Annotated in this window: 11 protein-coding genes; 1 reads left to right on the forward strand and 10 read right to left on the reverse strand. The window is 61.0% G+C overall.

What is annotated here, in order from left to right; translation table 11 throughout:
- Together zwf and VN887_16835 are read right to left on the reverse strand one after the other, a co-directional pair.
- The coding region (gene zwf / locus VN887_16830) for a glucose-6-phosphate dehydrogenase (protein ID HXT41674.1) at positions 1-1,436 on the reverse strand (1,436 nt) is incomplete at its 3' end.
- Positions 1,437-1,807: 371 nt separating this feature from the next.
- The gene (locus VN887_16835; protein HXT41675.1) at positions 1,808-2,416 is read right to left on the reverse strand and encodes a methyltransferase domain-containing protein; all 609 of its coding nucleotides are present in this window, start codon (positions 2,414-2,416) and stop codon (positions 1,808-1,810) included.
- Positions 2,417-2,974: 558 nt separating this feature from the next.
- On the opposite strand from VN887_16835, the gene VN887_16840 reads away from it, so the two are divergent.
- Positions 2,975-4,579, forward strand: coding sequence for an O-antigen ligase family protein (locus VN887_16840; protein HXT41676.1), 1,605 nt, complete (start codon positions 2,975-2,977; stop codon positions 4,577-4,579).
- A gap of 497 nt (positions 4,580-5,076) precedes the next feature.
- On the opposite strand, the gene VN887_16845 is transcribed toward VN887_16840, so the two are convergent.
- The 8 genes from VN887_16845 to VN887_16880 all read right to left on the reverse strand — a co-directional run.
- Positions 5,077-5,937, reverse strand: coding sequence for an exosortase/archaeosortase family protein (locus VN887_16845; protein ID HXT41677.1), 861 nt, complete (start codon positions 5,935-5,937; stop codon positions 5,077-5,079).
- A 115-nt stretch (positions 5,938-6,052) separates the two neighbouring features.
- Positions 6,053-6,859 (reverse strand): exosortase-associated EpsI family protein, encoded by an 807-nt coding sequence (locus VN887_16850; protein HXT41678.1) that lies wholly within the window; start codon positions 6,857-6,859, stop codon positions 6,053-6,055.
- Between the two features lie 228 nt (positions 6,860-7,087).
- Positions 7,088-7,585 carry a transposase gene (locus tag VN887_16855; GenBank protein ID HXT41679.1) on the reverse strand — a complete coding sequence of 166 codons (498 nt, stop codon included), beginning with the start codon at positions 7,583-7,585 and terminating at the stop codon, positions 7,088-7,090.
- A gap of 302 nt (positions 7,586-7,887) precedes the next feature.
- Positions 7,888-9,285 (reverse strand): sugar transferase, encoded by a 1,398-nt coding sequence (locus VN887_16860; GenBank protein ID HXT41680.1) that lies wholly within the window; start codon positions 9,283-9,285, stop codon positions 7,888-7,890.
- 457 nt (positions 9,286-9,742) lie between these two features.
- A complete protein-coding gene (locus VN887_16865) occupies positions 9,743-10,855 on the reverse strand; it encodes a glycosyltransferase family 4 protein (protein ID HXT41681.1) in 1,113 nt (370 codons plus the stop codon).
- Between the two features lie 261 nt (positions 10,856-11,116).
- Entirely contained in the window at positions 11,117-12,232 is a 1,116-nt protein-coding gene (locus VN887_16870) for a glycosyltransferase family 4 protein (GenBank protein ID HXT41682.1), read from the reverse strand.
- A 219-nt stretch (positions 12,233-12,451) separates the two neighbouring features.
- Complete coding sequence (locus VN887_16875; GenBank protein HXT41683.1) at positions 12,452-13,240, reverse strand: class I SAM-dependent methyltransferase; 789 nt, start codon at positions 13,238-13,240, stop codon at positions 12,452-12,454.
- 85 nt (positions 13,241-13,325) lie between these two features.
- Positions 13,326-14,523 (reverse strand): asparagine synthase C-terminal domain-containing protein (locus VN887_16880; GenBank protein ID HXT41684.1); only part of this gene is annotated, 1,198 nt, incomplete at its 5' end.

Consider the following 14,523-nt stretch of genomic DNA (forward strand, 5'->3'; position numbering starts at 1 on the left):
TGGCGGATCGGGTCCACGATGCTCCAGGCTGTCTCCACCTCGTCACGGCGGATGAAGAGGGTGGCGTCACCGGCGATGGCTTCGAGCAACAGCCGCTCGTACGCCTCCGGGGTGTAGGCGCCGAACTCGGTGTCGTAGCTGAAATGCATTCGCACCGGGCGGATTCCCATGCTCGTGCCGGGCACCTTGCCGTTGAACCGCAGATAAATCCCCTCGTCGGGTTGGAGGCGCAGCGTAATCGCGTTCGCGTCGAGCCGGCCGCCGCATTGCGCGGCAAACAGCACATGCGGCGCGGCCCGGAATTGCACGCGCACTTCGCTCGCGCTCGCGGGCAGGTTCTTCCCGGTGCGGAGGTAAAACGGGATGTTCGACCAGCGCCAGTTGTCCACCAGCAGGCGCATCGCGACGTAGGTTTCCACGGTGGAATCGGGTCTGACCTTCGGTTCGTGGCGGTAGGCCGGACGTGGCTGGCCGTCAATTTCGCCCGCCGTGTACTGGCCGCGGACGATGTTCGCGTCAACCTGGCCGGGGTCGATCGGCCGGATGGACTTGAGCAGTTTGACCTTTTCGTCGCGAATGGCCTCGGCTTCGAGCGTCACCGGCGGTTCCATCGCCACCAGCGAGAGCACCTGCAGCAGGTGGTTCTGCACCATGTCGCGCAGCGCGCCGGCTTCCTCGTAGTAGCCGCCCCGCGTGCCGACGCCGAGCTTTTCGCTGACGGTGATCTGCACATGATCCACCGACTGCCGGTTCCAGAGTTGCTCGAAGATGGAGTTCGAGAAACGGAACATCAAAATGTTCTGGACCGTTTCCTTGCCGAGGTAATGGTCAATGCGGAAGATTTGTTTTTCGTGGACGAAGCGGGTGAGTTCGGCGTTCAATTTGTGCGCCGAGGCAAGGTCATGGCCGAATGGTTTCTCCACCACAACCCGCTGATCGGGCGCCTGGCCGTCCTCCTTCCGCAACAGGCCGGCCTGGTGCAGATTCTCCACCGCCTCTCCGAACTGGCTGGGTGAGATGGCGAGGTAAAACAGGAGATTGCGGCGCAGCTTTTCGTCGTTGAAGGATGCCAGTTGGTCGGCCAGTTTCTTGTAGGCCGCCGGATCTGAAATGTCACCCCGGCAATAGGTGACGCAGGCCGCAAACTCCTTCCACACCGCTTCGTCAATCGGCTTGGTCCGCGAGAACTGTTCCAGCGCGGCGCGCAGTTCCTGCCGCCAGGCGTCGTCGGTTTTGTCGCGCCGCGCGAAACCGATGATCCGAAACGGCGCGGGCAACTGCTTTTCCCGGCAAAGGTGGTAGAAGGCGGGAATGAGCTTGCGGGCCGTCAAATCGCCGCTCGCGCCAAAAATGATGATCGTACATGGCTCGACGGCCTTGCGGCCAAACTCCAGCCGGCTGGCCAGTAATTCATCCAGATGGTCCGCTTGTTCCATAGGCGCAACACAATGGCGAAGCCCGGTGCGGGTTTCAACAACTCTCCGTTGTCGGCAAACGGGTTCCCGGGCCGAAGTTCGCGGCTGCCGGGTTTATTGGGCGCAGTTCGCGTTCTGCGGTGTATCGAGTCTGGTGTCTCATGTCCTCCGTTCACTATCTGACCGACCCATCTGCCCCTGTTTTCCGTCCTCTGGCCGCTGAAGTCGGAAATCCGCGCAATCCGCAGTTTATTCGCCCGGTCAGGGACCGGGTCTGCATTTTCGGTTTCGGTTGTAGGCCGCGTGCCCTCACGCGGCGTCCGGGATACGCCCGGTAAGGGTACCGGGCCTACATGCAATCCGCAGTTTTTTCGCCCGGTCAGGGACCGGGTTTACAACCGGATGCCGCCCTCTTTCTTCCGTTTCCACCAAAACATCCGTTCCAACCCGGTCCGGTTCGGATACGAACGCGGCACCCAGTCGCTCAACAGCTCGAATTGCGGCGACAAGCGTCTCACCAACTCGTCCCGCGTCGTGCCGAACGGGGGGCCGTCCTCGTCAGGTATCAGATAGTTCACCGCGAGATAGTGACCGTCCGGTTTCAACCAGCGCAGCACGGCCCTCGCGTAATCATCGCGATCGCGCGGATCAATGGCGCAAAACAACGTGTGCTCGAACACCCAGTCGAACAACACCGGCGGCTTGTCCTTGAGAAAGTCTTCAATTTCAAACCGCGCCTTCAATCCGGCGGCCGCCGTCCGCTCGTTCGCCAGCTGGATCGCCGACGGAGCGAGGTCGCAACCGAACGCGTCGAACCCCGCCGCCGCCCAGGTGCGAACGTCGTGACCCGTGCCGCAACCCGGCACGCAGACGTTCCCGCGAGTCAGCTCCGGATGCGTGGCGAGGAAGTCCACCAGGCCCGGCGACCCCTCGCCTTTTTCCCAGGGCATGTCTCCGGTCCGGTATCGTTCTTCCCAATAGTTCTCGTTCAGGATTGGCATGGCGGCGGGCAGTTTCGCTGAACGATTCAAAAACCGCCACCATCGTGTGCAGAGATTTTCAAGAGGGCGTGACTTGTTCACATTCGGTCAGGAGCCGGGTCTGCTTCTTCTCTGAAATCCGCGCAATCCACGGTCCACACGCCCGGTCGGGGGACCGGGCGTACATTTCGGGTTCGGTTGTAGGCCGCGTGCCCCCACACGGCGTCGCGTTGGTTTCGCCCGATGGGGGCATCGGGCATACATCATCCAACGCACGTCCGCTGTAGGCCGGATCCCATCGACTCGGCGTTCATTCGCGGCCGATGAGGGCATTGAGCTTGCGGCGGCGGTTCGGTTGTAGGCCGCGTGCCATCACGCGGCGAAGGCAGGGCAGGCTGTCCTCGGTTCTCCGCCTTCTGCTTTCGGGTCTCCGTCCGCCGCCCTCGGTCCACGGTTCCCGTCTTCCGCGTCACCCGCGGTTCACACCCTGAGGAACCATCGGACCCGCGCCGTCGGCTCGTTCTGGATTCGTTTTCGGACTTGAGCAGCCCAACAACCTTCGGGTTCAATGAACGTTACATGGAACCACCCGGACACGCGCGGCATTCGCACTCACGGCGCGATTCGCGCCCGCACACCCCCCGCGCCTTCCGGATCTGCGACGGTCTCACCGAGGCGGTGCTCTATTTCATGGTTGTTTTTTCGCCGTGGGCGCTGGGCACCACGGATCGATGGGCCATCTGGACGATGAACATCGCCGGTTACGTGCTCGGCGTTTTGCTGCTGTCGAAATGGTTGATCTGCCGGCGCACGGGCCATCGGCCGGCGCGCTGGGGAGCGGACAGGGAACGTGAAGAAAGGAAAACAGAAGGCGGGACCGGGGACGCGGGAAACGCTGAAGATCGAGACGAAGAACGGGCGGCGGGAAGCGCAACGGCAACGAGGCGCGCGGCCTCAGGTTTTTTTACAACCGCGTTGGCCGTATTCACGGCGGTGATCCTGGGATGGTGCCTCGTCAGCGCCATCAACGCCCGATCGACATTTTTCTTCCGGCAAATGGCGTTCGTGCCGCGCGATTACATCGCCTGGCTGCCGCACAGTTACGACAGCTGGGCCACGTGGCAGGCATTTTGGATGTATCTCGGCCTCGCCCTCACGTTCTGGGCCGCGCGCGACTGGCTGCCGGGCAGGACCGCGCAGGAGCGGCGCGAGGCGCGGGAAACCGGCGCGACCGGCGGGGACTTTGTGCTGCCGACGCGGTTGCGACGCCTGCTCTGGGTCCTCTGCCTTAACGGCGCCCTGCTCGCGCTCGAGGGCATTCTCCAGCGATTGTCCGGGACCGGAAAACTGCTCTGGCTGTGGCAACCGCGCATCAACCGCACGGCGGAAGTCCAGTTCGGTCCCTACGCCTACCGGTCGAACGCGGCCCAGTACCTCAACCTGCTGTGGCCCGTCTGCCTCGGATTCTGGTGGGCCCTGCGGCGCGACCGGCGGAATTCCGCGCAAGCGGGCGCGCGGGTGGGCGGCGGCCCGCACGTGCTCTTGCTTCCGTGCGCCGTGCTGATGGCCGCTGCGCCGATCATCTCGACGAGCCGGGGCGGCGCGATCGTGGCCGCGGGCGGCATGTTCGCCGCGTTCGTGCCGTTGATGCTCGCGCAGCGAAAGGGACACTGGCTGGCGCGCTTGGGAATCACTTTTTTGTTCGCGGCCGCGCTGGGAATAGCGGGCTATCTCGGCTGGGAAAAACTCGCGCCGCGTCTGAAGACGATTTTTTCCGATGAACTGAGCGGGCGCGTCGAACTCTACCGGAACGCGGCGCAGATGGCGCGGGATTTTCCCGTGCTGGGCACGGGTCCGGGGACATTTCCCTGGCTCTACCAGCTTTACCGGGCCGGACCGGCCCAGGTCTGGGAGGCGTATGCCCACAACGACTGGCTGGAAACGCGCATCACCTTTGGCGGCGTGGGCTTCGCGATCATTCTCGCGGCGTTACTGACGGTGCTGGCGCGCTGGTTTGGCGGCGGCGGCATTACCGCGCACTGGCTGCTGGTTTCGTTCATCTGGCTCGCGCTGGCCGGCTGCCTGGTCCATGCGCGATTCGATTTTCCGTTCCAGATTTACTCGGTCCTTTCGCTCTTTCTTTTGCTGTGCGCCATCCTGTTCTGTCTGTCGCGGAAACCCTGAATGAGAAACCGGAGGTCGGGGAGTCAGCTGCGAAAAGGTCGGAAGTCCGAGGGCAGAGGACAGTAAGCAGTGAACCGAGGACGGAAGGCAGTGAGCCGGTGGCCAGAAGACAGAGGCCGGTGCGCCGGTGAAAACAGAAGGACCGGAGGAGGAGGACTGAGAACGGAAGTCGAAGGGCGGAAGACGGAGATCAGAAGACAAAAGCAGTCGGAGAGGAGTCAGCCGTCAAGAGCAGGAAGTCCGCGCAATCCGTGGTTCAAACGCCCGATGAGGGCATCGGGCCTGCATCATCGGACATGCGTCTGTTGTAGGCCGGGTCCCCCGACCCGGCGTCGTATTAGTTCCGCCCGGTAAGGGTACCGGGCCTACATTTCGGGTCCGGTTGTAGGCCGCGTGCCCTCACGCGGCGTCGGGTTGGTTTCGCCCGGTAAGGGTACCGGGCCTACATGCGCAATCCGCGGTTCCGCCCGGTCGGGCGACCGGGCCTGCAACCGGCTTCAGTTCGGCAGGCGGGCGAGATATTTTTCAAGCTTGCCTAACAACCACGCGAACAACGCCACCGCCAGCGCCGTGAACGCCAGAATCGACCACCCGGCCGCGTCGTGGTACGACTGGATTGCCGCTGCGCCCTTCGCATTCGCCGTGTAGCTGAGAAAAAACGAGCGGATCAGGTTTCCGACGATAGCCGCCAGGATTCCCAGCCCGAGCAACGCCGCCTGCAGCGATTTTTTCCGCAACGTGAGATAACCGATGAACAGCGTGGCCATGGTCGCGGATTGCAGGCTGCGGACGCCGCTGCACGCCTCATCAATGCCCACCACGCACCGGGGCAGCCGGATCGCGCTGCCGGTTTGCTCGGCGGGAATGCCGACCAGGTTCAGCAACGTCACGTTCGCCGCCGCAACCTTCGACTGCAAACCGCTGACCAGCGGGAAATAAATCGTGTCGGGGACCGGCAGCGCCAGCAGCAGGAACGCGCAACCGAACGCGAAACAGGCGATGCCCGCCCGGCCAAAAACGTAGTGAACGTTCCCGGCGACGAACAGCATCACGCCGATGCCCAGCAGGCTCATCCCTTCCGTGGTCACGCCGAAGGCCGCCTGGTAAAGCTGCGCAAAAAAAAGTGTTCCCAGCCCGGCCAACACAAGCGCCGCGCCGGCCGCGCTCCAGCGAAAGAGCGGAGCCGGCCGTTTTTCCCACGCTTCAAAAAGCAGGTAACCGGACAGCAACAACACGACCCAGCCGATCTGGAGTTCCGGGTTGTGGCTCCAGAACCAGCGCGCGCGCGCGACCAGCCAGACCACCGCGAGCGCGGACGGCAGCAGCCCGAGGAGCGGTAGTCTGGAGGATTGGGACATTGGATTCAGGAGACGGAGGACGGCAGTCAGCGGACCGGGGCCGGTGCGTACGTTTCCCGTATCTGCGTTCCGGCTTCTGCCCTCCGCTCACTGACTTCCGAGTTCAGATGTCGGTTCACTTGCGGTGCCATTGCTCGAGTTCGCGGTGGTAATCGGTCAGCGCCAGCCATTGCGGCAAAAATTGCGTGAGCAGCGCGTCGGCGGCCTGCGTGTCGTTGCCGGACAGGGGCGTCGAGATGCGGATGAATTGTTTCGGTCCCATCAGCGGCCGGCGGCTGGCAAACGATTTCCACGGCCAGCCAAAAAAACGCGCGTCGAGCGCGCCAATCATTTTGCCAAAGATGCCGCCCGGCGACTTCTCCGTTCGTCTCGCGCCGATGTCCAGATACTGGTCGAGGCGGTAGGGCAGCGGCTGGCCGCCCACCAGCGCGCCGAAATAGACCAGCTCGCGTTGCGCGCCCACGGTGAAGATGCGCCGCTCCAGTCGCAGCGTCACACCGTGCAGATTCACGCCGACCGATTCCGGCTCCACCGGCTGCAATTTCCATCCCACCGAGGTCCAGCAACGGTCGGGCGTGTGCGAAAACATGTCGAACTCGCTTTCCTTTTCCTCGTATCGCTTCGCCGAGAAGACGCGCACGATGGTCCCGCCCTCGTCGCGAAATGCGCCGTTCACGATTTTGTCGGCGGCCAGCACGGATTCCGCGGCCTCGCTGATCGGCGCTTCCTTGAAGGTCCAGCCGGGCAACCGGTCTTGTTCCGACAACCAGAAATAGCCCTGGCCCGGATCGGTTCGGGAATACCAGAAACGGGGAAAGACCCAGAGGACGGCGATCACGACGGACAGGAGGATGACCGTCGGCAGAATGGCCTTTGGTGTTGTCACGGGAATTTCACCGCGAATGGAAGTCTTGTCAGGCATGGGATGTAGGCCGGGTCCCCCGACCCGGCGTCGTGTTGGTTTCGCCCGGTAAGGGTACCGGGCCTACATGCGTAATCCGCGGTTTCGCCCGATGAGGCATTGGGCCTACATTTCGGGTCCGGTTGTAGGCCGTGTGCCCCCCACACGGCGTCGTATTAGTTTCGCCCGTTGTAGGCCGTGTGCCCTCACACGGCGCCGCGTTGGTTTCGCCCGGTAAAGGGACCGGGCCTACATCGTCGGGCCGTCGCGCAACTTTTTGGGACCGGCCTCTTCGTAAACGATTTCACCGCTGAAGGGCCAATCCTCGGGCCGGGCCGCCAATCCGGCGCGCACCGGATTCAGGTAAATGTATTCCCATTTCTCGGCCTCGCTTTCACGGCTGCGCAAAGTGTGGTCGAAATAACCTGCCTGCCAGCGAACGGTCCGGCTGCCGACGACCGCTTTCAGTGCCTTCACCCAATGCCCAAGGGTTACCGTCGGTTCGCCTTGCGCAACGAGCAGGTGCAGATGGTCCGGCATCAGAACATATCTGCGCGGCCACCATTGATAACGCTGCGGACTGTCGAGCAGAAACTCAGTCAGTTGTTCATGGATCAAATCATTTGCAAGGACCTTGAGGCGCCGTTCGGTGCAGAGCGTCAGAAAATAACGAGCGCGCCCGTTTCCAGCCCAGACGAATTTCAACCGTCTCAACCGACGGGGTGGTTTACGGGGTTCCGTTTTCAAGGATCGGTTGTAGGCCGTGTGCCCTCACGCGGCGTGTGTTGGTCTCGCCCGTTGTAGGCCGGGTCCCCCGACCCGGCGTTATGTTCCGCCCGATGAGGGCATCGGGCCTACATCCGCCCTCTGATTTCCGTCTCACCGACGCCCCGTCTTCCGTTCTCTGTCCTCCGGCACCGGGCCTACATTTCGGGTCCGGTTGTAGGCCGTGTGCCTCACACGGCGTCCGGGATACGCCCGGTCAGGGGACCGGGCCTACATGCGTAATCCGCGGTTTCGCCCGGTAAGGGTACCGGGCCTGCATGTGCTCAGCGCGAGCCTTTCATCATTGCGCCGAGGGTGCGCAAAATGATCTGCAGATCCAGCCCCGGCGATGAATGTTTGATGTAATACAGATCATACTTGAGCTTGTTCAGGGCGTCGTCCGTGCTCGCGCCGTACGGATAATTGATCTGCGCCCAGCCCGTCAGGCCCGGCTTCACCAGATGCCGCTGATTGTAAAACGGAATCTCGGCGGCGAGCTTTTCCACAAACTCCGGCCGCTCCGGCCGCGGTCCGACGATGGACATCTCGCCGCGCAGGATGTTCCAGAACTGCGGCGCCTCGTCCAGCCGCGTCCGGCGCAGGACCATTCCCACGCGCGTCGCGCGGCGGTCGGCCCCCTCCGCCCATTGCGGACCGTCCTTCTCGGCGTCCGCGCGCATCGAGCGCAGCTTCCAGATTTTGAACGGTTGATTGTGCAGGCCGGCGCGGACCTGCGAATAGAAGACCGGGCCGCGGCTTTCCAGCTTGATCGCGATGGCCGCGAGCAGAACGAACGGGCTCGCCAGCACCAGTCCGGCGAGGGCGGTTGCGATGTCGATCCCGCGCTTCACGCCCAGATACAGCGGGTGCGTCAGCTCCAGGTCCGCCTGCAAAAACCATTCGCCGCGGATGTCCTCGACCGGCACCTGGAAAAAATTGCGCTCGACGAAGTTTGCGAAATCGCTCACGCGCACCCCCAGGCCGAGGCACTCCATCAACTGCCGCATGGAGTCGTCGGAAATCCTGCCGCCGATGCAGGTGACCACCTCGTCAATCTGCAGATCGAGACAATGTTCCTTCAACGACTGTTGCGCGCCGAGCACGGTGTTGTTGTCAATGCGCTGCCCGATGAGTTCCGGTTTGTTGTCCACGAACGCCACCACCTCGAACGGCAGGCCGGACTGGCGGACGAGCGACCGCACCAGTTTTCCGGCGCGGCCCGCGCCCACCAGCAGCAGTCGTTGCCGGCGCTGCTCGGACTGCCGCCAGATGAGCACCCGCGCCAGCGCCATCAGCACCGGCGTATAAATGACCGCCTGCATCAGGATGAACCGTCCGATGCGCTGGTACAAAACCGCGAACACGAGCAGCGCGAGCGCGCCCATCGCCAGCAGCGTCGAGCCGAGCGAGCGGACGATCATCGGCCAGAAATTCCGGGGCAGAAGCGGATTGTGCAGGCCGAAGATATGGCTGGTCACGCCGATCAACGCGGCGAAGGCCACCGCGGCCCGCAATTGTCCGAGGTGCGGTGTGCGGCCCGATTGCACCAGCGTGTAGAAGTAGGGTGAAAAGGCGTACGCCGAATACATCGCCACGAACGCCAGCACCCCGTCAATGAGCAGCCAGCCGCCGGTTTTCAGGTCCCAGCTTTTCGGGCCGCGTTTGACCGTGGTCTCAGTCATGAAAAAAATGAAAAAGCCAAAAATGTACCCGTGGACGTTGTAGGCCGGGTCCCCTGACCCGGCGTCGTGTTGGTTCCGCCCGATGAGGTCATCGGGCCTACATCATCCAACGGACGTCCGTTGTAGGCCGTGTGCCTCCACACGGCGATTGAGTCGCGTTCGTTGTAGGCCGGGTCCCCTGACCCGGCGTTATGTTCCACCCGATGAGGTCATCGGGCCTACATTTTCGGGTTCGGTTGTAGGCCGTGTGCCCCCACACGGCGATTGAGTCGCGTTCGTTGTAGGCCGGGTCCCCTGACCCGGCGTTATGATTCGCCCGATGAGGTCATCGGGCCTACATTTTTGGGTTCAGTTGTAGGCCGTGTGCCCCCACACGGCGTCCGGGATACGCCCGGTCGGGGGACCGGGCCTACATGCATAACACGCGGTCCCGCCCGATGAGGGCATCGGGCCTAAATCAAAGGCCCATGGTTTTCAAAATCACCGCATTCACTTTGCGCACGTCGAATTTTTCAACCGCGATCTCGCGGCTGCGCCGGCCCATCTTCGCGATCAAATCCGGCTCGACAATGAACCGTTCCATCGCCGACGCGAGCGCCGTTGCGTCCCTGGCCGGAACCAGGAATCCGTTTTCGCCCGGCACCACTGTTTCGCGGCAACCGGGCACATCCGTGGTCACGATGGGCCGGCCCACCGCCATCGCCTCCAGCACACTCATCGGCGTGCCCTCGCGATACGACGGCAGCACAAACACACCGGCCCCGGCCAGAAACGGACGCACGTCATCCGTCGCGCCGGGGTATTCAATGATTCCCTCCGACCGCCACGCTCCCAACTCTTGCCGGCTGATCGCGGATGGATTCGCGTCGTGCGGACCGACCAGTTGAAAGCGCGCTTCGGGATGCCGCGGTTTCAAGAGACGCGCCGCCTCCGCGTATTCCACAATGCCCTTGTCCCGGAGCAGCCGCGCGACCAGCAAAAAGACGGGCGGGCCGGACGGCGGCGGCTGGAAGGCGAAGCGTTCGAGGTCCACGCCGGAACCGTTGACGCGCACGGCCCGATGCGCATCGCGCAGCAGACCGAGACTCAGGAACAGTTGGAGATCGTCGGGATTCTGGAAGAAGACCGCGTCATTGTGCGGGAGGGCGCGCCGGTACAACGCGCGGGCCACGCGACCGACCAGCCGTTGTTTCAGGTTGCCCTCGGTGAACGCGTAACCCAGGCCGGTCATCAACGCGAAGAGGCGCGGCACGCCGGCCCGATGCGCCGCCAGCGAACCGTAGATCACCGATTTGATCGTGTAACTGAACATCAGGTCTGGCCGTTCGGCTTTCAGGAAGCGGGTAAAGAATCGTAAAAAACGGAAATCAGCGAGAGGATTCAGTCCTGTTCGCTTGAGTGGCATCGCGTGGAACCGGACGCCGATTTGTTTCATTCCCACGGGCACACCCGGATGAGCGTCGGGCGCGCAGGCGAGCACCGAATGGCCCGCCGCAACCAGCGTTTTCAACAAAGGCAGCCTCACGTTGATCAGCGATTCGGGAAAACTCGTGAGAACAACGATCTTCAAATCTGTTGGGCGCGTGCCGTCACGCGGCGTGTGTTGGTTTCGCCCGTTGTAGGCCGGGTCCCCCGACCCGGCGTTATTATCCGCCCGGTAAGGGTACCGGGCCTACATTTTCGCGTTCGGTTGTAGGCCGGGTGCTTTCACGCGGCGTGTTGGTTTCGCCCGTTGTAGGCCGGGTCCCCCGACCCGGCGTTATGATCCGCCCGATGAGGGACCGACTCTACGTGCCCGATGTGGCTCCGACCCGCATTGACGCCGGCCGCATCATAGCCCCATGCATATCATCATTTTCGCATTCACTCTATTGACATCAAATTTGTCGACCGCGATTTCACGACTACGATGACCCATCTTGGGTATCAAATCGGGATCAAGAATAAATCGCTCCATTGCCTCAGCGAGTCGAGGCGCGTCCTTTATCGGCACTAGAAATCCATTTTCTCCGGGAATCACAGTATCACGGCAACCAGGCATGTCTGTCGTAATGATAGGCCGCCCAACCGCCATCGCTTCGAGCACTGTTAGCGGAGTTCCTTCGCGGTAGTATGACGGCAGCACGAACACACTTGTATCCACCAGGTACGGTCGAACGTTCCTTGTGGCGCCTAGGTATTCAATAATTCCTTCGCTCCGCCATCGCTCAACCTGTTCCAGTTTGATTGCTGAGGGATGGGTTTCCAAACGACCAAGCAACCGAAAACTCGCATGGGGATATCGGCTCTTCAGTAAGCGCGCGGCCTCCGTGTACTCAACAATTCCTTTTTCTTTGATCAAGCGGGCCGTTAGCAAAAATACGGGCAGCTTTTGCGTCGTCGGCGATTCGGCGAACAATTCCAAGTCAACACCTGAGCCATTTATCCGCACTCCCTGCTGCTCATCACGCAATAGTTTCAGTTTTAAGAACAAGTTTTGATCGTCGGCGTTTTGAAAGAAAACCGCCTGATTGCTCCGGAGAGCAACACGATAAAGGAAACGCGCCGCAACATTGGTCAGTCGCTGTTTGTTCGTCTCGCGGCCGAAGGTATAACCCAACCCTGGAATAAGCGAGAAGACGCGTGGAACACCTGCCAAGCGCGCCGCGAACGAGCCGTAAATCACCGGTTTGATGTTGTAGCCAAAGAAAACGTCAGGGCGTTTCTGGCGCAAAAAACGGGAAAATGAAAGCACGAAACGCGCATCATGAATCGGGTTCATACGAGTACGCTCCAGTTGCACCGAATGATAGATCACTCCGAAACTTCGCAAGGCCGCCGCAATTTCCTCATTTATTTCAGGCGCGCAAGCTAAGACCTCATGGCCGGCGCCCCGTATCGCTCGGAGCAGCGGCCCGCGAATGTTTACCAGAGACTCGACGTAACCCGACAGGACGAGCAATTTCACCGGATTCGATTCTTTGACAACCAGTAAAGACAAACTGCAGGCCCCTTCCACAAGATCTGATCTGCAGCCGCGCCTGCCAGCCAGCGACAGTCAAAAGTCTGCGTCGAAAGAATTCTCAAGTACCGTTTTCAAAATGGTGATTAGAGTCGACCGGGATGACAGCGAGTCGAACGAAGTCCAAGACTGGAGTGGATTCACGTCGCGCACAGTTTTCAGATGTCAAATCACCTTTTCCATATCAATCAGGACGACTTGGTTAAACTTGCGCAAAACTGGCACTTTGTTTAGGGAATTCTCGATTCTGTCTGCCATAGTTAATAACGGATTGTTTGGAAACGGACCCAGACAAACTGAAGTAAATAAGGCAGTCGGCAGACTCAGCAGACCGTAGAACTGGACTTTGGTAGCGAAAATACTACTTATCCAGTTAAGATCATCATTGAGTAGAGGTTTCTCGTCCGCCGTGCGTGCGTTCGGCGTCATCCATCGATAAAGCCGCAGCAAAGGATTATGACCGAGTGGTTCTTCAAAAATCGCTCGTCCGTGCCGCTTCAAGACTCTTTTAATCTCGCGAATGGCAATCTTTAGATCCAGGTGATGGAGAATTGCATTTCCCATCACGAAATCAAAAAAATCGTTATCGAATGCCAGACTATGTGCGTCCATAACCTGAAACTTGAAGTTTCTGTCCTCGGCAAACCCAGCCCTTCTAGCGAGTCCGGTCGCCGATTTCACATAGTTCGCAGAGATATCGATTCCAAACACGAAAGCGCCAGAGCGAAGAAATCGAACTGCGTTCTCGCCCTTTCCGCATCCATAATCCAAAACACGGTGCCCCTTAAATTTTGCAATGACCCGCTCTACATAGGTATCTCTACGCGCCAGGTAAGGCATAGAATCGTAATGGGAGAATCGAGCCTTGATGTTTTGGTTTTTAGCGAGAACGTCGTCGACGTCGTGCGCTTTCCGCTCTCTTTCGACGCGCCGTTGTAAGGATTCATATTCCATGTGAGGTTCTGAGAACTTTCGCGAATAAAAGATAAGTAATTACGACCGAGATGAAAGTCAAACGCGAAGGAACGATTGCTAGGTTTTATGGAATTTCTCTCAACCACAACTCTAAAACTAAAAGCGCATAAACAAGCTGGCCCCAATTCCGGTCCGGAAGCATGGTTTGGCCGAGCAGCCCGTCCACCAGTTCATCTGCCAGGTAGGCGCGGACACGCGCGTCTTTGCTGCCAACGGTGTCCTGAATGATCGGCCTCAATTCCTTCCTCAACCACGACACCAGCGGAATTTCGAACCCGCGCTTTTCGCCGCCGATCACTTCATCCGGCAGCCGACCGCGATAGGCATCGCGCAACATGGCCTTGGGCCGGCCGTTTCGCAGCAGGTAATCGCCGGGCAGGGTCGCCGTAAATTCCGCCAGGACCGAATCGAGCAAGGGTGAACGCGCCTCGAGCGAAGCCGCCATCGTCGCCATGTCCATCTTCACCAGCAGCGTGCTGCCGAGGATGAAATTCATGTCCGCCGTCCGTTGCGTGTCGAGCATGGGTAGTGACGCGGGCAGGCATTCCTCGATCAACTGTTCCGTTGATCGCATCGGCCCGCGCCGCCAGTACCGGCGTTTCTCCGGCTCGAAGATCATGTCGGTCGTCCAGGCCAGAAACCGCGCGCCCGGTTCCGAACCCATGCCGCGGACAAAACGGGTCGCATACCCAAGCCGGGACCGACGTTTTCCAGAAAGAGCCGCCAGTCCTCGCGCCGCCACGCGGAACAGTCCCCTGGGCAGCCGACGAAAATGGTCGAAACGGTTCGCCGCCAGATAGCGCCGGTAACCGGCGAACAACTCGTCGCCGCCGTCGCCATTGAGCACGACCTTGAGACGTTCACCCGCCATCCGCGAAACCGCGTAGCTCGGAATCGCGCTGGAATCGGCGAACGGCTGGTCGTAATGACGGGCCAGAAACTGGAGCTCGTCCAGCGGACTGACCTTGAGCGGCAGCACCGTGTTGCGGACGCGCAGCGCCTGTGCGGTCCGCTGCGCAATGGGCGCTTCGTCGAATTCGTCCTGCCCCATGGAAACCGTGAACGTCTGCAACGTTTCGCCGACCTGTTTCGCCGCTTCGTAGGCCACGACCGAAGAATCGACGCCCCCGGAGAGGAAGACGCCGAGGGGAACATCGCTGCGCAACCGCAACCGGACCGCTTCGTTGACCAGTGCGCGCGTTCGGTCCAGCGCCTCCTCGTATGGCAGACTCGTCTTCGGGAGGTATTCGAGACGCCAGTAG

The sequence above is a fragment of the Candidatus Angelobacter sp. genome (genome assembly GCA_035607015.1).
Classification (GTDB): Bacteria; Verrucomicrobiota; Verrucomicrobiia; order Limisphaerales; family AV2; genus AV2.

What these genes read in the sequence shown, in the direction of transcription:
- VN887_16875 (HXT41683.1), bottom strand. Translation starts at nt 13,240, where the DNA reads ATGGAATATGAATCCTTACAACGGCGCGTCGAAAGAGAGCGGAAAGCG.
- VN887_16845 (HXT41677.1), bottom strand. Translation starts at nt 5,937, where the DNA reads ATGTCCCAATCCTCCAGACTACCGCTCCTCGGGCTGCTGCCGTCCGCG.
- VN887_16840 (HXT41676.1), top strand. Translation starts at nt 2,975, where the DNA reads ATGGAACCACCCGGACACGCGCGGCATTCGCACTCACGGCGCGATTCG.
- VN887_16835 (HXT41675.1), bottom strand. Translation starts at nt 2,416, where the DNA reads ATGCCAATCCTGAACGAGAACTATTGGGAAGAACGATACCGGACCGGA.
- VN887_16860 (HXT41680.1), bottom strand. Translation starts at nt 9,285, where the DNA reads ATGACTGAGACCACGGTCAAACGCGGCCCGAAAAGCTGGGACCTGAAA.
- VN887_16850 (HXT41678.1), bottom strand. Translation starts at nt 6,859, where the DNA reads ATGCCTGACAAGACTTCCATTCGCGGTGAAATTCCCGTGACAACACCA.